The organism is Maritalea sp. S77 (genome assembly GCF_049801075.1).
Lineage (GTDB): Bacteria > Pseudomonadota > Alphaproteobacteria > Rhizobiales > Devosiaceae > Maritalea.
The window spans coordinates 191,736-212,285 of the sequence record NZ_JBNAGG010000004.1 but is presented as its reverse complement, the minus strand read 5'-3'; the positions used below and the strand labels follow the sequence as shown (position 1 = coordinate 212,285).

Sequence of the window (20,550 nt, the reverse complement as noted above, 5' to 3'; positions counted from 1 at the left end):
ATCAGGCCACATCCCGATCTAGCCGATTGCGCATCTGACTAAGTGTATGATCCAGCTGCGAGCGGTCATTTTTGGCGATATAGGCTGAGATACCCAAAGCTTTTGCTTGGTCACGTGCCTCGGGCTCATCATAGGATGTAAGCGCAATGATCGGTGTTTGGGCCGCGTGGGGTGCTTCAGCTACGGATTTGGCCAAGCCAAACCCATCCATGCGCGGCATTTCAATATCAGTCACGATCAAATCATAACGCTCGCCACCCTGCACCCGCTCCATCGCTTCCAGCCCGTCATGGCAAACAGTCACATCAAAGCCTGCACTTTGGAAAATCGGCACCAGCATATTGCGGAAAAATGCGCTATCCTCAGCATAAAGCAATTTCTGCCGATGCGGCGTGGCGGTTTGCCCTTGGCGTTCAAACAGTTTGGGATGCTCCTGCGCCATGAAATGTGACAAGTCTAGGATTTCAGTCGCTTTGCCATCCAAAATGGCAGATCCCAAATAGCCTTCGCCCGCGCCATCAAGGTCATATTGCGGTGGCGCTAGGCAGATATCCAACACCTGATCAACCACCACACCCAATAAGAACCCGTGATCTTCAAACACCAGAAGCGGTTTTTGCCGCCCTGCCTGCCAATCAGCTTGGTCAAGCGCACGGAGAAACACAATCGGCATCAGCCGTTCCGTATATTGCAAGGTGAACCGACCACCGACACGTTCAATGTGGCTAAGATCAACAAGCTCTAATCGATGGATCAACGATAATGGCACCGCTTTGCGGCCCTCGCCTTCCAAAGCAAAACATAACAGCTCGATTTGATTGACCACCTGCTGATCAATTGTCTGTTCAGCCTGTTGATCGGCATGATCATTCAATTCGCTCTGCGTCACCTGCGCCGCCAGTCCCGGCGCGTCCAAAATCATGATAACGCTGCCATCGCCCAAAATGGTGGTACCAGAAAAATGCTTAAGCTCTCGCAACGCACCCACCATTGGTTTAACGACAATTTCCTCAGTGTGGAACACAGCGTCTACCAGCAACCCAAACCGAAACGCGCCAATTTCCAGTACAACGACGAATCCGTCGCGCTGGGTCAGTTCTGCGTGCGCCATGGTGCGCACGCCAAGCGCCGCGTCCAAGCTCAAAATCGGCAACAATTGATCACGCAATTGCAACACATGCGCACCATTGACCAATTCAATCTGCATTTCCAAATCTGTCGCAGTGGCACCAGCCAGCTTTTCCTGTGGCGTGAGACGAACCAATTCGCGCACGGCACGTTGCGGCACGGCAAATCGCTCCTCATGACTGGCAACGATCAGCGCCGGCACAATCGCCAACGTAAGTGGAATATTGAGACTGACCAGTGTGCCTTCACCCAAACTGGATTGCAGCTCAATCGTGCCGCCAATCATCTCAATGTTGGTGCGCACCACATCCATGCCCACACCGCGACCAGAAACACTGGTGATGGCGGCGGCTGTTGAAAATCCCGGATGAAAAATTAGCTGATGCGCCTGACTTTCAGACATCAGTTCCACCTCAGCAGGCGTAACAAGCCCTCGTTCCAAAGCTTTTTGCTTAAGCTTGTCAGCGTCCAACCCGCGACCATCATCGCGGATTTCTATTACAATCTGCCCACCCTTATGAAAGGCATTCAATTCAATCCGGCCCGTTTCAACTTTGCCTGCCGCTAATCGATCCGATGGCGTTTCCAAGCCATGATCTGCCGCATTGCGGATCATATGTGTGAGCGGATCTTTGATCTGCTCCAACACCTGCCGGTCCAACTCGGTTTCCTCACCGCTCATGTCCAGCGTGATTTGCTTGCCAAGCTCCTTGCCCAGATCGCGGACGATGCGCGGCATTTTCTGCCACAGTGCCGAGATCGGCTGCATCCGGGTTTTCATCACCCCGTCCTGCAATTCGGCAGTCACGGAACATAGGCGCTGCAAGGGCGTGTTGTAACGCGCATCTTCATGGTCGCGGCTCACGGCCATCAATTGATTGCGTGTGAGCACCAACTCCGACACCATGGTCATCAATTGTTCCAACACACCCAATTGCACCCGAATGGCGCCCTGTGGCGGTACGATATTGTGATCTTTCTCCGCCTTTTGCGACATAACTTCTGGTTCAGCAGTAACAATTGGCGATGGGATCAGATCATCCGGCCCCGGCGCATTGCGAAATGCCTCCTCCAATGGGTCCAATGGCACATGAGCGTTAGCCTCAGCGACGAATGGGGCCTCGGCGCCAAACTGATCATCTGGTGTTCCATTGTCAGCGGCAAGCAGGTTGAGGGCATCAATCAATGTTTGATCGTCGCCCACTGGCTCAGCGCCGGAATGGGCCACCATATGGTCGATATGAGATTTGATCTGATCGATCACTTTGAGAATGGTATTGACGCCATCAGGTGTTGGCGACAAGCCATCGCGATACCGCCCCATTAGATTTTCGGCAGCATGGGTGAGCGCTTCGAGCCGCGTTAGCTCCAAAAAGCCACAAGTGCCTTTGATCGTGTGCACCAAGCGAAAGACCTGCCGCAAAATATCCTGATCTTGGGGGTGCTGTTCAAACGCGACAAGGGCCGCATCAATCTGTTCAAGACTTTCACCAGTCTCAACAATAAAATCGCTAATCAACTCATCCATGGACACATTCACCAAGGTAAAATCACACAAAATATGTGATTAGCCTGCGCCACAACGGTTAATGAGACATTGAAAAAACGGCCCCTAAGTAGTCGTACTTAGGGGCCGTCACAATTCAAATGGGGGTTAATTTACTTGGCAGCAAACGCGTCGAACTCAACCGCTTCATCAACCAATTCAAGCCGCAAATCTAAGCCGCTTTCACGCGCCAAAAGGCCAGTATAGAATGGTTGGATCACTTGCGCATCCACACGGCCATCTTCCGGCGTGCCTTTAAGCAAGGCAACATTTCCACGTGGAATAAATGTTTTTGGCCCAGTGCAACGCAGCATAAAGCCTTTATCTTCCAGCGCCGCATCATCCAAGCGCACAACAATCTTGCCACCACGCGGAACAGAGCCAGCGGCGATCAGCAACATGTTGAGCAACAATTTTACTTTGTTCTTTGGCATCAAGACAGGTTCGATATGCCATTCAATGTCGGCCTTTTCCCCCGCCATATAGCCCAGCGCTACTTTTTCAGCGTCGCGGGTGTCAATCTCAGTGCCTTGCGTGGAAGATGCGCCAAATGCCAAGCGAGCAAACTCAAGCTTTGCACGGGCCTGCCGAGCAGAATTGTTGATCAATTCCTGAGCGAAATCTGCCATTTCAGCTTGATCTGGGTCGCTAAGCACCTCAAGCCCATTGCCAATTGCCCCTACCGGACTAATCAAATCGTGACACACCTTGGAGCACAGCATGGCCGCAAGGTCAGGTCCGCTCAATTGCACAATATCCGCCATTTTCATTCCTTAAAGCTGGTTGAACGCGCCACATGCCTCTGTTTAAGCGCGATTCGCTAGCCCCAAGTTTTACCCGCACACAAAGGCGGGGCAACACTGAATGCTTAAATTCCTATGATTTTTCGCTTAGCGGCGGGCCAAACGCACCTTCAACCCCGTCCAATTATCAAGGGCATAGTTCAGCATGGCCGCTTTTTCGATCAAGAATGCCTCGCGATTGCCGGGAGAGTAAAACAAATATAGCCGTTGATTATGGACGACATAGATGCGCGGATTGCCCTTCGACAAATAGCCCCGCGCGACGCCCGCCAAGCCATACCCGCCAAACTGTGGTGCGTAAGATTCAGGTGAAGACATGAACACCCGCTTATTTGCCTCATTGGCAAAAAACCAGGATACGCCTTCCCACTCATATTCATATTGAGGCGTGCCGACCAACGGCTCAGGCTCGGTGAAATAACTCACCGGATCCATGCCCTCAATGGCGGAACCAGAGAGCGGGTTGGTCACGTAGATATCGAGGATGAAACGTTCTGTGTTGGCCGCAGTGGGCACCACAAGAAAACAGGCGCTCAAAAGCAAAGAAAAAATGCCCCAAAGCCCCTTTATCGTTAATGTTTGTTTACCGAATTGCCGCATCATTGCCTTGATTTGCATCTATTCTGGTTGCAATCGGCACCACTCTATCAATAAGGGGTGACGCCAAGGTTAATGCAATACCATTCTTTTGCTTTAAACCTTCTGCGGGGGAGGCTAAAGCAGCAAAAAAGCCAAAGGACCACTAGTGCAATGGTGAAACGCTTCGCTTTATTTATCTCAATTTTCCTAACCCTCACATTTGCGCCCTTGAGCGCCCATGCCCAATCCGGCACGCTTTCTGACAATTATTCGACAGATGAACTGGTCGTCGCTGGTGGCCAATTCTTTGGCAAAGTCTCCCAAGGCCTCGCCTCTGTTGTGGAGCGTGCTGTCGCCCAATATGGCCTGCCAAATGGCTATATTTTGGGCCAAGAAGGCTCTGCCGCCCTGTTTGGCGGCGTGCGCTATGGCGAAGGGCAGCTCTACACCAAGAACGCAGGCAACCATCCGCTGTTCTGGCAGGGGCCGACGCTAGGCTTCGACATTGGTGCCGATGGCTCTAAGACCATGATGTTGGTCTATAACTTGCCATCAACCAATGCCATTTATGGCCGTTACCCAGGCGTTGAAGGCTCGGCCTATATGGTCGGCGGCATTGGCATGACCGTGATGAAATATAAAGACGTGTATATCGTGCCGATCCGCTCAGGTGTTGGTGCACGTTTGGGCGTAAATGTAGGCTACCTGAAATTCACTCAGCAGCCCACTTGGAACCCGCTATAAGCCAAGGCTTTCCTTGCTATTGTTGCAGGTCACCGCAGTTAACTATTTACTGAGTTAGTGGTGACCTGTGCTGTTATTTCTTGTAAACTGCACCATATAAGAATAGGTCATTGTCGCGCGCCCAGCATTTGTGCGCTGCTACAGGGAGTTGGTGCATGATTATCGAGAATTTGATGTTTGCCGCCTTAGGCTTTCTGTGTGCCTCAATTCTTGCGCTTTTGATCATGCCGTCGGTTTGGCGGCGCGCCGTGCGCCTCACCAAGCGCCGCATTGCAGCGGCTACACCTGTCACCCTCACCGAATTCAAAGCCGAAAAAGATCAGTTGCGCGCTAAATATGCGCTCGACATGCGCAAGCTGGAATTGCAACTGGATGATTTGCGCCACAAACGCGCAACCCATTTGAACGAACTCACCGAAATGCGCGAAACGCTTGAGCTTCAAACCCGCGAATATAATGAAGCCATCTCCATTGCGGACGATATGGAAGAGCGCAACGAAAATCTGCGCGACCGGGTGCGCGCCTATGAGATTGAAACCACCAATCTTTCGCAACGTCTGCGGGCGCGCGAACGGGATCTAGCGGACAAATTGCAGGAATTGGACGAGGCCCGCGCCGTGGCCAACATCGCCAATTCTGCCACCATCTCTGCCTTTAACGAAGCCAAGATGACCGGCGATTATGATCGCGATACGGGCAACCTGCTCAATGCCGTGCAAGTGCAAAAACAGCGTGCCGACAATTTGGAAAAACGCTTTAAGGCCAGCATTGAACAGATCAAACAGATCAAAGCCAAATATAAGCTTTCTGCCGAAGACCTTCTCGAAAATGGCATTCCAGACCTGATCGATGAGGCAGAAGCGCAAATCCGCATCACAGCGGCACGCTTTAAACGGTTGAGCCAAGAGGGTTTGAAAGAAAGCAAAGCAACAGCTTCACCGGTCGAGGAGCCAACGGAAGAAACACATAGCTTGGCACATGAATTGTCGCTTGAGGATGAGCTCGAGGATATTGGCAGCCGCATCAAAGATATTGAAGAAGATATTCTTGCCAACTTCGCCCGGAAAAATGCCGACCATGATGCAATGCGCCGTCGGCTGGAAGACCTTGCTGTCGATATCAGCCATATCGTTTATGCCAATGACGCCCAAGACGAAGCGGTGGAACAAGAAGAAAGCCTGTTCGACCGCGTGCGCAAATATGCAGAAGACGGGCTAGAAGAACTCGATAGCCCAGAGGCTGAAAACAAATCTGGCAGAGGCCGGGTTTCTGATCGCATGGACGCGCTTAAGCGCGTCGCAGGCAATCAATAATCGACCAGCCTATTCGGCCAATTCCGGTGTAAAACGAATATCTTGCAACACGGTGCCCGTTTTCGCGTCAACAATGCGCACAACGGTTTCGCCCTCAACATCCAAAGTCAATGTGATTGTGCCAGATTGCGCCACAGCGTTGCGCACTTCAGCCCCTTGCGGCAAGGCAATTGACTGCGCCTGATATTGATCAGCACCAGAATTTTGCATCACCCGATAGACAAGTGCGCCAGCAACAGCGATAAAGCCCACCAACATCACCATGATTGAAACGCCAAAGGAACGCCGTGCCCGATTAATCACCGCTTCGGCTTCTGGCGTAAGCTCCTCATGGGGTTGATCAACATTAGGACCCTTATTTGACATGACCGCAAGCTCCTCGGACGCACAACAAATGCTAGATTTCACCGTGCCGCCGGAATGGGCAGGCAAACGGCTGGATGTTGTGGTGGCTCATTTTGCTGAAGAGATCAGCCGCTCTCGCTGCCAAGACCTTATTCGCCAAAATGCACTCACCCTTGATGGCGCGACCATAAGCGAGCCGAAATACCGCGTCAAACAAGATCAACATGTCTGCTTGATTTTACCCCAACCGATTGATGCCCTCCCCAAGGCGCAACAAATCGCCCTTGATGTACTTTATGAAGACAATGATCTGATTGTGATCAACAAACCAGCCGACATGGTGGTGCACCCGGCCCCCGGCAGCGAAGATGGTACATTGGTCAACGCTTTACTCTATCATTGCGGCGATAGCCTTTCCGGCATTGGAGGCGTGAAGCGCCCCGGCATTGTGCATCGCTTGGATAAAGACACTACAGGCGTGATGGTGGTGGCCAAAACCGAACAGGCCCACAATCATTTGGCTGCCCAATTTGCTGACCATGGGCGCACCGGCCCATTAGAGCGCGAATATATCGCGCTGGTGTGGGGCGAACCGCGCCCCGCCAAGGGCAAAACCGAAACCCAAATTGGTCGCGACCCCAAAAACCGCATCAAGCAAGCGGTGTTGAAATCCGGCGGCCGCAACGCCATTACCCATTTCAGATTGGACCACACTTTTGGCGGCCACAAATGGACCGTCTCCCGCGTGAAATGTCGGCTGGAAACAGGACGCACCCACCAAATCCGTGTGCATATGACCCATATAGGCCATCCCCTATTGGGGGACACAACCTATGGTGCGGGAATGGAAAGCAAAATGCGCAATCTGCCCATGCCAGCACAACAAGCGTTGAAAGCCCTCAATCGCCAAGCACTACATGCTACCCTTTTGGGGTTTGAACATCCGACTAGCGGCGAAAAAATGACCTTCACGGCGCCTCTACCGGAAGATATGGCTGACTTGGAAAATGCGCTTTTTCCCGAGATTGAAGATGATTTTTCACAATAAATACAAATTTGGACGATATTTTTTCACCTTTAGGGGATGAAATACCATATATCGAACCTATATAGTGACCAGTGGAATGATTTGAGCGTGTTCGATAATCGAAGCGCTTTATCGCTGTTTGATGCGCAATGCATAAATAGCGATTGTCATAGGAGTGAGGGTGCTTTATGGCCCAGTCAAATTTACCGACCTTAACATCCGATAGTGGGCTCTCCCGCTATTTGCAAGAAATCCGTAAATTTCCAATGCTGGAACCGGATGAAGAATTTATGCTCGCCAAGCGCTATAAAGAGCATGAAGACCCCGAAGCAGCACAAAAATTGATTACTTCCCATTTGCGTCTAGTGGCGAAAATCGCCATGGGCTATCGCGGCTACGGCCTGCCGATCTCTGAAGTGATATCAGAAGGCAATGTGGGCTTGATGCAGGCTGTGAAGCGGTTTGAACCCGATAAGGGTTTTCGTTTGGCAACCTATGCCATGTGGTGGATTCGCGCGTCGATCCAAGAATATGTATTACGCTCTTGGTCGCTGGTGAAAATCGGCACGACCGCAGCGCAAAAGCGCCTGTTTTTCAACTTGCGCAAAGTGAAGGGCCAATTGGCAGCGCTGGAAGATGGCGCACTGCATCCCGATCAAATCAAACAAATCGCCACCACACTTGATGTGTCTGAAGATGATGTGGTGTCCATGAATGAGCGCCTAACTGGCGATGCTTCTTTGAACGCGCCCATGCGGTCCGACGAAGGGGCGTCTCAATGGCAGGACTGGCTTGTTGATGAAGCACCGAGCCAAGAAAAAGTTCTGGGCGACAGCCAAGAGTATGACGAGCGGATGCAATTGCTCAAAGACGCCATGGGCGTGCTGAATGAGCGTGAGCAAAAAATCTTTGAAGCGCGTCGCTTGAAAGAACCGCCACTCACCTTAGAAGAGTTGGCACAAGAATTTGACGTATCACGCGAACGGATCCGTCAAATTGAAGTACGCGCCTTCGAAAAGGTGCAGGCCGAAGTCAAACGTGCCATGCTGGAAAACGCCTAGCGACAAGCTATAGCTTAGCGGAGATGAGGTCAGCCATGTGCTGCGCCTCGTCATTGCCTTCGCCGCGCAACCCAGCGGCAACGCTTTGCTGATCGGCAACAGCACGGTTTTGGCTCACTTTCCATTTGCCGACCATTTCCGTCACCCGCAATTCCACGCCATAAATGCCTTTGAGCTGCCGCTCCGTAAAAGCTTCTGGTGCGTCATCGACAGACCATGGTCCATCCCGTCCAGATTCCATCTGGTTGGTCAAACCGTTCAGCTGATTTAACAGCCAGCCCGTATCTTCATGAAAGTGTAGCGTGCCGCGCAAATGAGCCACCATATAATTATAGGTGGGCACAACTTTGCCGTGCTCCTTTTTGCCCGGATACCAACTCGGGGTAATGTAATGCGTTGCGCCCTGAAACACGGCCAATGCTTCTTGCCCGTCAAAAATCTGTTTGATCAGATCATTGCCCTTTGCCAAATGGGCCAACAAGATTGGCCTCTGCATTTCCCCGGCCCAAATCATGGGCACATGGTTGACGATGGGCACACCTTTGCCATTGCACGCCAACATCGCCAATGGATGGCTTTGCACCAATTGCTGTAAAACTTCTGGACGTTCTTCTTTAAATGCCGGGGGCTGATACATGGCTCATCTCAATTTCAATTAGTGCATTTAAGTGTTTATTGGGCAGGATCAATAAATAGGGGGCATTCTGTTCAACCGCCGGTACAATTTTCACCTGCGTGTCATTGGCGCAATTTGAGGTGCCAATCAATTCGCCCTGTGCCAATGTGAGGTCATCCAAAGGATAATACAACCCCTCCGACGAAGCCATTTTAATCGGCGACAATGGATAAACAGAGATCCGTGTTTCGGGCGGCACTTCGAACGATACTGTGCCCGACACAACAGCGATCACATCTGTTTCATCCATCAAAATCATATTTTTACGGCGACCATACTTCTGCGCCGCATGTAGCGCGGCCAAACTGTGATCGAACCGTTTACCGATCATGCCTAAGCATATGTAAAGTGGTGCATCAGTTTTATAGAGGCACTTCTCAAAATCGGTTGTTATCTGCTCCGAAAGCTCCACCACCAAAGTGGAGGTTGGTAAATTTGGATCATCAACATAAGAATCCATATCCCCAATGATCGCGGCCAAAGGCACATTTGCGGCCAGCGCAACTGCCGCCGCTCCATCTGCCGCAATAACGGGGTAGCCGCGCGCAGCAAGGTCAAGCAAAGCGGCTACATCCACAAAGCCACCGCCCAAAATCACAATTGGCGTATCAAAGCTAAGCTCTGGCAGAACATCATTTTGTTGCGGCATATTCGCTCTTGAATCTTATTCCATTTCAGATAGGTTGGCGTCGTCTCACTGGGGTGCTCCTAAAGAGCTGAGAATTACCCATTGAACCTGAACCAGGTCATGCTGGCGGAGGGAGTTTGAGCGAAAAGGAACATCAGTTCCCCTCTTCGACTTTCCCCTTTCAAGCACGATCGCAATATGTCCTGTTTATAAGGAGAAATAAATGTCTTTTCAAAAAATTGGACTTGCGGCGCTTGTAGGTTTTTCAACCCTTGTTTCTGCCGCGGCAGCGCAAGATAAGCCCACCCTCACCATTTACACCTATGATGGCTTTGCCGCCGAATGGGGCCCAGGCCCACAATTGAAAGCCGGTTTTGAAGAAAATTGCGCGTGTGAAGTTGATTTCGTTGGTGCAGATTCATCCATTGGCGCATTGCGCAAAGCACAACTTGAAGGTCCCGGCACCGACGCGGACATCATTTTGGGCCTCGACACAAGTGTAGCCGCCGAAGCGAAAAACACCCAATTGTTCGCAGACCACAATGTAGATCTCTCTGCGCTCGAACTGCCTGTTGATTATTCATCCAGCCAGTTTGTGCCGTTCGACTATGGTTATTTTGCTTTTGTCTATGACAGCAGCAAAATTGAAACGCCGCCGTCTTCATTTAAAGAATTGGCTTCCATGGGTGAAGAATTCAAAATTGCCATTCAAGACCCACGTTCATCCACTCCAGGCCTTGGCTTGGTGCTATGGATGCAAGCCGCAAAGGGCGACCAAGCGGATGCACTTTGGGCCGACATTGCTCCCAACATCCTGACTGTCACCAAAGGCTGGTCTGAAGCCTATAGTCTTTTCCTTGAGGGTGAAGCGGACATGGTTTTGTCCTACACAAGCTCCCCGTCCTACCACCGGATTGCCGAGGAAGAGACAAAATATTTGGCAGCCCAGTTTGAAGAAGGCCACTATGTACAAGTGGAACTTGCCGGGATATTGGAAAGCTCTGACCAAAAAGAGCTCGCCAATGACTTCCTAAGCTTCCTTGTGAGCCAAAGCGGGCAAGAAGTTATCCCGACCACCAACTGGATGTTCCCTGTTGTGCCGCTGGACAATGGCCTGCCAGAAGGGTTTGATACCCCATTGCCGAAAGAAAAAAGCCTTATTCTTGACGACGCAACTGTGGGTCAGAACACAAAGAAATATATTGATGACTTCTTTGCCGCGATCGGCCAATAAATCAACATCAATCGACGTGTCGCCGCCCCCAGCGGCGGCACGTTCGCCAATCAATTGGCGGTTTATCGGTGGCCTTTCCGTCACCTTTATGGTGTTCGCCACCATTTTTTTGGTTTTGTTCGTCATCGTCAATGCCGCACAAAATCTCCCATCTAATCAAAGCGCCCTAAGCGCCAACATCTGGCACTTGTTGCGCATGAGTTCCATACAAGCGGCGCTGTCCGTTCTGTTTTCTCTGCTGGTTGGTGCTCCCGCAGCCATCGCCCTATATCGCCTGCGCTTTCGTGGCAAAGGCCTCGCCATCGCACTCCTATCCGCTGGATTGGTTTTGCCCACGATCATTGTCGCATTTGGCTTGCTGGCCGTTTGGGGGCGCGCCGGATGGTTGCGCAGCGCTGCCAAATCTTTATTGGACCAAGATCTCAATTTCTCTATTTTCGGCCTTGCCGGCATCCTAATGGCCCACACATTGCTGAACGGTTCTTTCGCCGCGCGTTTGTTTTACGATCGACTTTCGGCCACCCCAAAGTCCAAACTAAAGTTGGGACGATCACTCAATCTGAGCCCATTCGCACGCTTCCTCTATGTTGAGTGGCCTGCGTTAAAACCCGCCATCCCGGGCCTCGCAGCAACCATCTTTCTGATGTGCTTCACCTCGTTTGCGTTGGTGCTCTTATTGGGCGGTGGCCCAGCGAACGCCACGTTCGAGGTCGCCATTTTCGAAGCGGTGCGCGTCGATTTCGACCTCACCCGCGCGGCACTTTTAGCTGCCAGCCAACTGCTGTTCTGCCTACTGATCATTGTGCCTGCCGCAAATTGGAACACCAAAAGCATGATGATCGGCCAAGCCAGCGTGCAAAATCTCTGGCCAGCCGATGGGCGGTCTAAATGGGTGTTGACGACATTCCTATTGCTGGTTGCCGCCTTTTATCTCACCCCACTGATTGCGATATTCCAAAAAGCAATGTCGCCCGCTTTGATCCCCTATTTGGGTAAGGAAAAGTTCTTGAATGCCCTGTGGGCAAGCCTCATAATTGCAAGCGTCAGCGCCAGCCTCACTCTTTTATTGGCCACCTTGTTGGCAACAGCTCGTGGCGAGCTAAAACGCGCCGAAAAGCTAGGCACCGCAAGGTTTCCTCGCCTTTATCGTTTGATCCTCGGCGCCCCGATTTTTGCCTATATGGCAATGCCTGCCATGGTGTTGGGTTTGGGGTTCTTTTTAATCACGCGCCATTTGGCATTGCCGACACAAGCAGTGGGCGTTTGGGTTTTGATCCTTGCAAATGCCTTGTTGGCACTGCCACTGGCCAGCGCGGCGCTTACACCATCCTACGAGAAACTGGCCAACCGCTATGGAAAGCTTTCCATGTCGCTTAACATGACCGGCTGGCAGCGCTTCCGCTATATCGAATGGCCCCTCTCCCGTCGCGAAGCGGGCTATGTTTTTGCGCTTGGCTTCACCTTCTCATTGGGCGATGTGGGTGTGATTGCCTTGTTCGGCACCGACGAATTTTCCACCCTGCCCTGGCTAATGTATCGTGCATTGGGCAGCTACCGCTCCAACGATGCCGCACTGGTCGCTGGCATTTTGTTGGCGCTGGTTATTTTTAGTTTTTGGGCCTTGCCCCACCTGTTCAGGATCAACCGCCGTGCTTAATATTAACAGCCTTCAATTCAGCTATGGCTCCGACGCGCCAAATTATGATTTTTCGCTGCAAGTGAACGCGGGCGAGATTTTGGGGATATCCGGCAAAAGCGGGTCTGGCAAATCCACATTGCTCGATCTTATCGCTGGTTTTTTGCGCCCACATAGCGGCGAAATCCAACTTGATCAAACAGACATTACTGCCCTCAAAACTGAGGACCGTCCCATTTCCATCCTCTTTCAAAAAGACAATGTTTTTGAGCATCTTAGCGCACAAAAAAATGTAGAGCTTGGGCTAGATGAACCAAAGGGCGCTGGCGCGCTTTTGGCACAAGTTGATCTCAATGGCTTTGAAAAAAACATCTGTGCCGAACTTTCAGGAGGGCAACAGCAACGGGTGGCCCTAGCACGCACATTGGGACGCAATCGCCCCATCCTGTTGCTGGATGAGCCATTTTCGGCCCTAGACGACCAAACAGCCGATGAAATGCGGCAATTGGTGCGCGAACTGGTGACACAAAAAGGGTGGCACACCATTTTGGTAAGCCACCATCAAAAAGACTTAACTGAATTGGCAACACGCCAGCTTTCCCTCAGCGAGGGAAAGCTCAAAGCTATTTAGCAAAATCAACGCCTAGTTGTTTGCCCATTCGGCCAGCACTTCTTCAAACAATTCTGTGCCTGCTGAACCCTTTTCAAGCGTCAGAATGGCTTTGCGGCCTGTGCTATAAATAAGCGGCAGATCCAGCCAACCGTTTTGCCCCAACAGTTCTAAATTGCGCGCCACATCAGTTTCTGCACCGCTCATGGCAAACAAGAATGAGTTGTCGACGATCCGCACAGATGCACCCACCAAAGTTGTGCCTTGCGCCAATTCCTGATCTTTCATCAACACGCCCGGCAAGCTGGCAACACTGCCACCCAAGAAGCTCTCGGTCACCGTGAAGTTCACCTCAATGAGATGGCTAGCCGGCAAAGCTTCATCACTGTTTTTGCGGATCAACAAATCGACCGACAAATTACGCGCAGGAATAGACGCGGTGGCGCGAATGGTGGGCAAGCCCAACTCATCAACATCGCGCGCCCATTGGGTTTGACCAGAGAACGGCACTGCCCCACCTGAGCCACTAGACTGCTCTTCAATAAGCAGTGACTGAGCGCCGGTTGTCGCTTGCGCTGTTGGGTCTTCAACATTCAATGGGTTTTCGGTTGTATCGTCCGCCGTGGCGTTGTCACCCTCGCTCTGCAAACGACCATCATCGACACCAACATCTGGTGCTTCACCCGCTGCCCCATCCGTATCCGCAGTGGCCACATCCGTTGTGTCCGCCGGTGTTTCGGTTGGGGTATTGCCGTCAGTTGTGCCTGCGCCGTCTTGATCGCTCTCCGCGGCCAAACGACCACCTTCATTTGCAGTCGGCGTTTCCGTCACATTTGTATTGTTGCTGCTCGGTGTCACATCCCGAACATTGGTTTGCGGTGGCGTTGCATCAGTGTTCGCAGTGACAGGCGGAGCATCATTTGTGGTGTTATTGTCTGGCGTTTCATTGACCGCCAAGCCGCTCAAGCCCACTTGCTCCAACACCGGATCAAGATTGACATAGCCTTCGCGCCAGGCCCAATAGGTGCCGCCACCCAACAAGCCAATCAGCAACACGAACACACCAAGGAAAATAAGCAGACCACCGCCGCCATCAGATTGTTCATCTTCGACAAACTCAGCATGATCTTCAACCATCTGCAATTCGTCTTTAGCAGCGACAGCAAGCGTTCCTTTTGAACTCGCATTCATGAGCGCTTGGTCGGCATCATCGTCTTTTTTGCCTTCGGCCTCACGATCAAGAGCCAACAAAGCCCGATCAATCGCCGCCTGCGCGTCATCATCTTCATCGACATCCGCCAGATCTTCTGGCTCAACATCAACTTCGCGAACGCTTGAGAGCGCCTCTTTCACACTTGCAGCGGCAGGCGAATTATTTCGCCCATCTAAACTAGGCGCTGGTGCTTCTGCGCCAGAGGCAGCGCGCGCCTGCGCAATCACATCGTCAATGCTGGACGGGTTAAGGTCAGTCTCCTCCCCGCTCATTTCCTGCAATTGCTCGATCAGGCTATAATTCGCAAACGGCTCAGATTCTTCCTCTTGCTCATCATCATTTTCTTCTTCGGCTGCCGAAGGTTCTGAAGCAATATCGTCTTCTTCCTCGACCACCTCTTCAACATGAGATGAGACAGGCGCTTCTGCAGCAGCCTTTTTAGGCGCCTCAGGCTCGGGTTCAACTTCTGGCTCGACAATTTCCTCAACAGCTTCAGCTTCTTTTTCAGCTGACTCAGCCTCAAAGTCTTCTTCAATTGGTGCCTGGTCAAAACTGTCATCAGCAGCTTTGTCTTCAGCCTTTGACTTTTCGTCATCTTTGGCAGGTGCTTTTGGCTCCTCAGCAACAACCTCTGCCTTCGGCGCAGGCTTTTCCGCTTTCGCAGGCTCTGCCGCTGGCGCAGGTGCTTTCTTAGCCGCGGAGACCTCAACTGGAGGAGCAGCAACAGGTGCAGCCTCTTCTACATCCTCAACTTCTTCGGCAACGGGTTGCTGCGCGAGCATAGACGGTGTCGCCACTGCCTCTTCTACTTCAGCTTCCTGTTCGCGATGCGAAAGGCCCTGCAACAGCTTTTCTGTTGCTTCTTGCTCAACTTGGCGAATGCAATCTTCAAGCGTCAGGCGATGCTGTGTGATTTGACGCGCCGGAATAGGCGGTTCAATCGCGTGCAATTGCGACACAAGCGCAGAACGCGCTTTTTCATAAACAGCCCGGCGGGCTGTGCCGTTGTTCTCCGGCAAGGCTTCAATCGCCCGGCGCAAAAGCTCTTTATAATCTGCCATTAGCTACTTAAACTCATTCCTTGGGACTTAACCCCTTATTAGTTGTAGCGAAAAAAACTTAGTCTTGAAAAGGGTCATGCACCAAAATGCTGTCTAAGCGCTCCGGAGATGTGGATAGAACCGCAACCGGTGTGCCGATCAACTCTTCAATCCGCCGTACATATTTCACTGCTTCAGCTGGCAAATCAGCCCACGAACGCGCCCCTGCGGTCGTGCCCTGCCAGCCCTCTAGGGTTTCATAAATTGGTTTCACATTGGCTTGGCCCTGCATGGTCGCAGGCAAATAATCAATGCGCTCCCCATCCAACTCATAGCCAACACATACTTTAATTTCTTTCATGCCATCCAAAACATCGAGCTTGGTCAACGCAATGCCATTAATGCCAGACACTTGAACAGTCTGCTTCACCAAAACCGCATCAAACCAACCACAACGACGTTTACGACCTGTGTTCACGCCCCACTCATGGCCTTTTTCGCCAAGATATTCGCCAACTTCATTCAGCTGTTCGGTCGGGAATGGTCCCTCACCCACACGGGTTGTGTATGCCTTGGTGATGCCCAAAACATAATCCAATGCGCCAGGCCCCAAACCAGACCCATTGGCGGCCTGACCACCGATCGTGTTGGACGAGGTCACAAACGGATAGGTGCCATGCTCAATATCAAGCAATGCGCCTTGCGCGCCTTCAAACAGGATGCGTTTGCCATCACGACGCATTTGGTTAAGCCGTTCCCAAACCCGGCCAGAGAAGGGCAGCAATTCATCAGCAACTTCCATCAATTCATCGTAGATGGTCTCTGCTTTCATTTCCTCAATGCCCAAACCACGACGCAACGCATTGTGGTGACGCAGCAAGCGATCGATCTTCGATTTCAAAATCTCCGGATCTGCCAAATCAGCAACGCGGATGGCGCGACGGCCAACCTTATCTTCATAAGCTGGGCCCATGCCGCGCTTGGTGGTGCCGATCTTCAAGCCTGCATTTGAGTTTTCGCGGAAGCTGTCAAGTTCGCGGTGCAGCGACAGGATCAAACACGCATTGTCCGCGACCATCAAATTCTCAGGCGAAATTTCAACACCTTGGCCGCGCAGCAACGCCAACTCTTTGACGAAATGATGCGGATCAACAACAACGCCATTGCCGATCACGGAGAATTTGCCCGGGCGCACAACGCCAGAAGGCAACAATGCTGTTTTATAGGTGACCCCATCGATCACCAAAGTATGGCCGGCATTGTGACCGCCTTGGAACCGCACAACCACATCTGCGCGTTCGCTCAACCAGTCTACAATTTTGCCCTTGCCTTCATCGCCCCATTGGGAGCCGATCACAACAACATTTGCCATTAAACTTAATTCTCCTTCACGATCGCTTTCACTGACACAGGATTGGGACAGAATAATGCCCAAATGCATACCCACTGCCCGCAAAAGCCAATCTTTCGGTCCAAATGGGTGTTTAGAACCGGATCAAAACCTGATAAGCGAAGCTGATATAGCAAAAGTGAACCTATGACAAAACCACAATCGGCAGCAAACGTAAGAAAAAATCCCTTCCATCAACTGTTTAATCAACCCTATGTGCTTTTGGTGCTCACATCACTGTTCTGGGGTGGCAATATGGTGGCGGGTAAACTGGCGGTGGACGACATTTCACCCACCAGCCTAATCGCCGGGCGTTTTACTTTGGGCTTTCTCGTTATTTTGCCTTTTGCTTGGCCACACCTGAAAAATGACTTGCCGAAATTGCTGAAAAACTTCTGGCTCCTCGGGTTTTACGGCGCAGTTGGGTTCGCTGGCTTTAATCTGTTCCTTTATCTCGGCGCCCAACACACCACAGCGGTGAACGGCGCGATTGAACAAGCATCTATTCCGATGATGGTTATGCTGGCAAATTTCGTTTTGTTTAAGCAGCGTGCTTATCCATTGCAGCTCTTAGGTGTGGTTCTCACCTTAATCGGTGTCATTTATGTGGCAACCGCAGGCAACCCAATGCGGCTTGCACGGATGGACATCAATATCGGTGATGGACTCGTGCTAATCGCCTGTGTGATCTACGCCGCCTACTCCGTTTGCCTGCGTTACCGCCCCACCGTGCACTGGATGACATTTTTGGCGGTCACCTTCTTTTTCGCCACTTTGGGGGCCCTGTTCTATCAGCTGTTTTTGGGCGGCCTGCCAGCCTTTGTAGCGGGCATTCCCGACATAACGTTGCTGGGCTGGGTGTTGGTGCTCTACACTGGCTTATTCCCCTCCATCCTCTCGCAGCTATTTTATGCGCGCGGGGTGGAATTGATCGGCGCCAACCGAGCCAGCCTGTTCATCAATGCATTGCCACTCTTTGGTGCCATCTTGTCCGTGATTATCCTCGGTGAAGCGCTGCAAACTTATCACTTTATCGCAGCAATCTTTATCGTATCCGGCATCACAATGGCGGAATATGCAGTCCGCACCGCAAAAAAGCGCGAGGCCGAAAAGGCTGCAATGGAAGAAGCTAAGAAGGCAGAACAATGAGCGTCGACAACAAATTTATCGAGCGCATCGAAGCCCTAGAAATGCGCATCGCATATCAAGATCAAACCATTGATGATCTTAACCAGACCATAGCCAAACAATGGGCAGAGTTTGACAAATTGCAGCGTGAAATCGCGAAGCTATATGCGCAAATGGAAGAGATGGATAATTCTGGCGGTGGCGAAGTCGACGAGCGCCCACCGCATTATTAATGATAAGAAGCAACAAGTGCGCCGCTAAAACAGCCCGTTGTCATTTTCTGAATGATCTTCAATAATTTGAAGCACATCCCAGTGCTCGACAATCTTTCCGTTTTCATCAAACCGGAAAATATCCATGCCCGCATAATCATGACTGCCCGGCCAAATTTGATGGCAATGCAATACAACAAGATTGCCTTCCGCAATGGCCCGTTTAAATACGGTTTTTTTGCCCGGATATTCTGCCGCCATGCGCTCAAAATAATCGATAAAAGCTTGCTTTCCATCTGCAACGTGCGGGTTATGCTGGATGTAGTGGTCACCCACATAAAGCTCAACCGCCTCGCGTGGTTTGCACTGATTGAACATGAGATCATAAAACGCCTGCGCGTTCTTCTTGTTGGCCTCCAATTGCGCATTCATCAGCAACACTCCCAAACCAGCAAAACAAGCAATACGCCACACCATAACACCATGGCGCGGCAATAATGTAGGCCGAAAATGAAATAGGGAAAGCCTGCTCAACCACGCTTTCCCTACCCTCATTAGATGCGCGCTGCAGCGCGCACCGGCTGAATTTCTATTCTAATCCGCTTAGAATTTAAGTGATTTGGCCTGCTTCACACCTTCAAGTGCCGCAATGTTGGTCAATTGTGCTTCGCTCAATTCGCCGTCAATATTGATGAGTGCAATGGCATCGCCGCCACTTTCTACGCGTCCCAAATTGAAGTTCGCAATGTTCACGCCCTCATCGCCCAGCAAGGTGCCCAAACGGCCGATAAAGCCAGGCTTGTCTTCGTTGGTAATGTAGAGCATGGCAGGTGTGATTTCCGCTTCCATATTCACGCCCTTCACTTGGATCAAGCGCGGCTTGCCATCTGCAAACACAGTGCCTGCCACGGAACGCTCCTGACGCTCTGTGATCACGGTGAGGCGGATATAGTTTTCATAAGCTCCTTGCTGCTCACGATTGACCGTTTCCACATGCATCCCGCGATCCTTCGCCAATACGGGTGCAGAAACCATGTTCACATCACCCAGCAATGGTTTGAGCACGCCAGTCAACAGCGCAGAAACCATCGGCTTGGTGTTGAGATCAGCCACATGGCCCTCAAACTCAATCCGCACACCTTTAATGCCGCTTTCCGTCAATTGACCAGCAAAGCTGCCAAGCATCTCTGCCAACTTCACAAACGGCATCAATTTTGGCGCTTCTTCCGCGGAGATAGATGGGAAGTTCAGTGCATTGGAGATTGCCCCATGCATCAAATAGGCGCTCATTTGCTCAGCCACTTGCAACGCCACATTTTCCTGCGCTTCATTTGTTGAGGCGCCAAGGTGTGGTGTACAAATCAAGTTCGGCGCTTCAAACAATGGGTTGTCATTGGCAGGTTCAACCTCAAACACATCCATGGCAGCCCCAGCAAGCTTGCCGCTTTCCAATGCATCTTTCAACGCCACTTCATCAACCAGACCACCACGGGCGCAATTGACCAAACGGGCGCCATTTTTCATTTTCGCAATGTTTTCTGCACTAATGATGCCGCGTGTCGCATCGGTCAATGGTGTGTGCAAAGAGATAAAGTCTGCACGCGCAAGCAACTCGTCCAGCTCAACTTTTTCAACGCCCAAATCCAAAGCACGTTCTGGCGTCAAAAACGGATCAAACGCAATCACTTTCATTTTAAGGCCCTGAGCGCGATCAGCTACGATGGCACCAATATTGCCACAGCCAATAATGCCAAGCGTTTTGGCGGTCACTTCAACACCCATAAATTTGGATTTTTCCCACTTGCCTGCGCGAGTAGAAACGTCAGCGGCAGGAATTTGTCGGGCCAAAGCCAACATCATGGAAATTGCATGCTCAGCCGTTGTGATGGAATTGCCGAAAGGCGTATTCATCACAATGATACCTTTGGCCGTGGCGTTTGGAATGTCCACATTATCAACGCCAATACCCGCACGACCAACAACTTTCAAATTGTCAGCTGCTTCAATAATCTTTTCAGTGACCTTGGTCGCTGAGCGGATGGCCAAGCCATCATATTGCCCAATAATCTCAAGAAGTTTTTCTTTGTCTTTACCCACGTCAGGTAGAAAATCTACATCTACACCATTGTCGCGGAAAATTTGTACAGCTGTTTCGCTCAGCTTATCAGATACGAGAACCTTAGGCATAAGTGCCTCCATAAATTTCAAAATTTTGGGAAAAAGGCTGGCGGCAAACC

General features: G+C 51.3%; 19 protein-coding genes and 1 riboswitch. Of the genes, 9 read left to right on the top strand and 10 right to left on the bottom strand.

From position 1 onward, the window contains the following. Position 1: 1 nt before the first annotated feature. The 3 genes from ACP15Y_RS14145 to ACP15Y_RS14135 all read right to left on the bottom strand — a co-directional run bounded on the left by ACP15Y_RS14145 (position 2) and on the right by ACP15Y_RS14135 (position 4,095). Entirely contained in the window at positions 2-2,656 is a 2,655-nt protein-coding gene (locus ACP15Y_RS14145; RefSeq protein WP_424983757.1) for a chemotaxis protein CheW, read from the bottom strand. A gap of 131 nt (positions 2,657-2,787) precedes the next feature. After that, positions 2,788-3,438 (bottom strand): histidine phosphotransferase ChpT, encoded by a 651-nt coding sequence (gene chpT, locus ACP15Y_RS14140; protein ID WP_424983756.1) that lies wholly within the window; start codon positions 3,436-3,438, stop codon positions 2,788-2,790. A gap of 126 nt (positions 3,439-3,564) precedes the next feature. Then, positions 3,565-4,095 (bottom strand): YHS domain-containing (seleno)protein, encoded by a 531-nt coding sequence (locus ACP15Y_RS14135; protein ID WP_424983755.1) that lies wholly within the window; start codon positions 4,093-4,095, stop codon positions 3,565-3,567. Between the two features lie 132 nt (positions 4,096-4,227). On the opposite strand from ACP15Y_RS14135, the gene ACP15Y_RS14130 reads away from it, so the two are divergent. Together ACP15Y_RS14130 and ACP15Y_RS14125 are read left to right on the top strand one after the other, a co-directional pair. After that, a complete protein-coding gene (locus ACP15Y_RS14130; protein WP_424983754.1) occupies positions 4,228-4,800 on the top strand; it encodes a DUF1134 domain-containing protein in 573 nt (190 codons plus the stop codon). Positions 4,801-4,955: 155 nt separating this feature from the next. Next, complete coding sequence (locus ACP15Y_RS14125; protein ID WP_424983753.1) at positions 4,956-6,113, top strand: hypothetical protein; 1,158 nt, start codon at positions 4,956-4,958, stop codon at positions 6,111-6,113. Between the two features lie 9 nt (positions 6,114-6,122). Here ACP15Y_RS14125 and ACP15Y_RS14120 read toward each other — a convergent pair whose 3' ends face one another. Next, positions 6,123-6,479, bottom strand: a complete 357-nt coding sequence (locus tag ACP15Y_RS14120; RefSeq protein WP_424983752.1) for a DUF6476 family protein — start codon at positions 6,477-6,479, stop codon at positions 6,123-6,125. Between ACP15Y_RS14120 and ACP15Y_RS14115 the strand changes: the two genes are divergently transcribed. Further along, positions 6,478-7,506, top strand: a complete 1,029-nt coding sequence (locus ACP15Y_RS14115) for an RluA family pseudouridine synthase (RefSeq protein ID WP_424983751.1) — start codon at positions 6,478-6,480, stop codon at positions 7,504-7,506. The genes ACP15Y_RS14120 and ACP15Y_RS14115 overlap by 2 nt on opposite strands. A 167-nt stretch (positions 7,507-7,673) precedes the next feature. Next, complete coding sequence (gene rpoH / locus ACP15Y_RS14110) at positions 7,674-8,546, top strand: RNA polymerase sigma factor RpoH (RefSeq protein ID WP_424983749.1); 873 nt, start codon at positions 7,674-7,676, stop codon at positions 8,544-8,546. A gap of 7 nt (positions 8,547-8,553) precedes the next feature. On the opposite strand, the gene ACP15Y_RS14105 is transcribed toward rpoH, so the two are convergent. Then, positions 8,554-9,183: an FMN-binding negative transcriptional regulator gene (locus ACP15Y_RS14105; protein ID WP_424983748.1), complete on the bottom strand. Its 630-nt coding sequence runs from the start codon at positions 9,181-9,183 to the stop codon at positions 8,554-8,556. Next, a complete protein-coding gene (locus ACP15Y_RS14100) occupies positions 9,161-9,871 on the bottom strand; it encodes a thiamine diphosphokinase (RefSeq protein ID WP_424983746.1) in 711 nt (236 codons plus the stop codon). Before ACP15Y_RS14100 ends, ACP15Y_RS14105 begins: the two co-directional genes overlap by 23 nt. 39 nt (positions 9,872-9,910) lie before the next feature. Then, a riboswitch (TPP riboswitch) is annotated at positions 9,911-10,002 on the top strand. A gap of 71 nt (positions 10,003-10,073) precedes the next feature. Here ACP15Y_RS14100 and thiB point away from each other — a divergent pair. Genes thiB through ACP15Y_RS14085 form a run of 3 tightly spaced genes read left to right on the top strand, consistent with a single transcriptional unit; the run spans position 10,074 to position 13,351 of the window. Then, positions 10,074-11,084, top strand: a complete 1,011-nt coding sequence (gene thiB, locus ACP15Y_RS14095; RefSeq protein ID WP_424983745.1) for a thiamine ABC transporter substrate binding subunit — start codon at positions 10,074-10,076, stop codon at positions 11,082-11,084. After that, positions 11,056-12,741 (top strand): hypothetical protein, encoded by a 1,686-nt coding sequence (locus ACP15Y_RS14090; protein WP_424983744.1) that lies wholly within the window; start codon positions 11,056-11,058, stop codon positions 12,739-12,741. Before thiB ends, ACP15Y_RS14090 begins: the two co-directional genes overlap by 29 nt. Then, positions 12,734-13,351 carry an ATP-binding cassette domain-containing protein gene (locus ACP15Y_RS14085; RefSeq protein WP_424983742.1) on the top strand — a complete coding sequence of 206 codons (618 nt, stop codon included), beginning with the start codon at positions 12,734-12,736 and terminating at the stop codon, positions 13,349-13,351. The genes ACP15Y_RS14090 and ACP15Y_RS14085 overlap by 8 nt, the downstream gene beginning before the upstream one ends. A gap of 12 nt (positions 13,352-13,363) precedes the next feature. Here the strand turns inward: ACP15Y_RS14085 and ACP15Y_RS14080 are convergent, their stop codons facing one another. After that, the gene (locus tag ACP15Y_RS14080; RefSeq protein ID WP_424983741.1) at positions 13,364-15,604 is read right to left on the bottom strand and encodes a hypothetical protein; all 2,241 of its coding nucleotides are present in this window, start codon (positions 15,602-15,604) and stop codon (positions 13,364-13,366) included. 58 nt (positions 15,605-15,662) lie between these two features. Next, a complete protein-coding gene (locus ACP15Y_RS14075; protein ID WP_424983740.1) occupies positions 15,663-16,955 on the bottom strand; it encodes an adenylosuccinate synthase in 1,293 nt (430 codons plus the stop codon). 165 nt (positions 16,956-17,120) lie between these two features. Here ACP15Y_RS14075 and ACP15Y_RS14070 point away from each other — a divergent pair, with 165 nt between their 5' ends. Both ACP15Y_RS14070 and ACP15Y_RS14065 read left to right on the top strand, forming a co-directional pair. After that, complete coding sequence (locus tag ACP15Y_RS14070; RefSeq protein ID WP_424983739.1) at positions 17,121-18,122, top strand: DMT family transporter; 1,002 nt, start codon at positions 17,121-17,123, stop codon at positions 18,120-18,122. Beyond that, positions 18,119-18,334: a SlyX family protein gene (locus tag ACP15Y_RS14065; RefSeq protein ID WP_424983738.1), complete on the top strand. Its 216-nt coding sequence runs from the start codon at positions 18,119-18,121 to the stop codon at positions 18,332-18,334. Before ACP15Y_RS14070 ends, ACP15Y_RS14065 begins: the two co-directional genes overlap by 4 nt. Before the next feature lie 24 nt (positions 18,335-18,358). Here ACP15Y_RS14065 and ACP15Y_RS14060 read toward each other — a convergent pair whose 3' ends face one another. Further along, positions 18,359-18,745 (bottom strand): nuclear transport factor 2 family protein, encoded by a 387-nt coding sequence (locus tag ACP15Y_RS14060; RefSeq protein ID WP_424983737.1) that lies wholly within the window; start codon positions 18,743-18,745, stop codon positions 18,359-18,361. A 171-nt stretch (positions 18,746-18,916) separates the two neighbouring features. Further along, on the bottom strand, positions 18,917-20,500 hold the full coding sequence (gene serA / locus ACP15Y_RS14055; protein ID WP_424983736.1) for a phosphoglycerate dehydrogenase: 1,584 nt from the start codon (positions 20,498-20,500) through the stop codon (positions 18,917-18,919). Between the last annotated feature and the right edge of the window lie 50 nt (positions 20,501-20,550).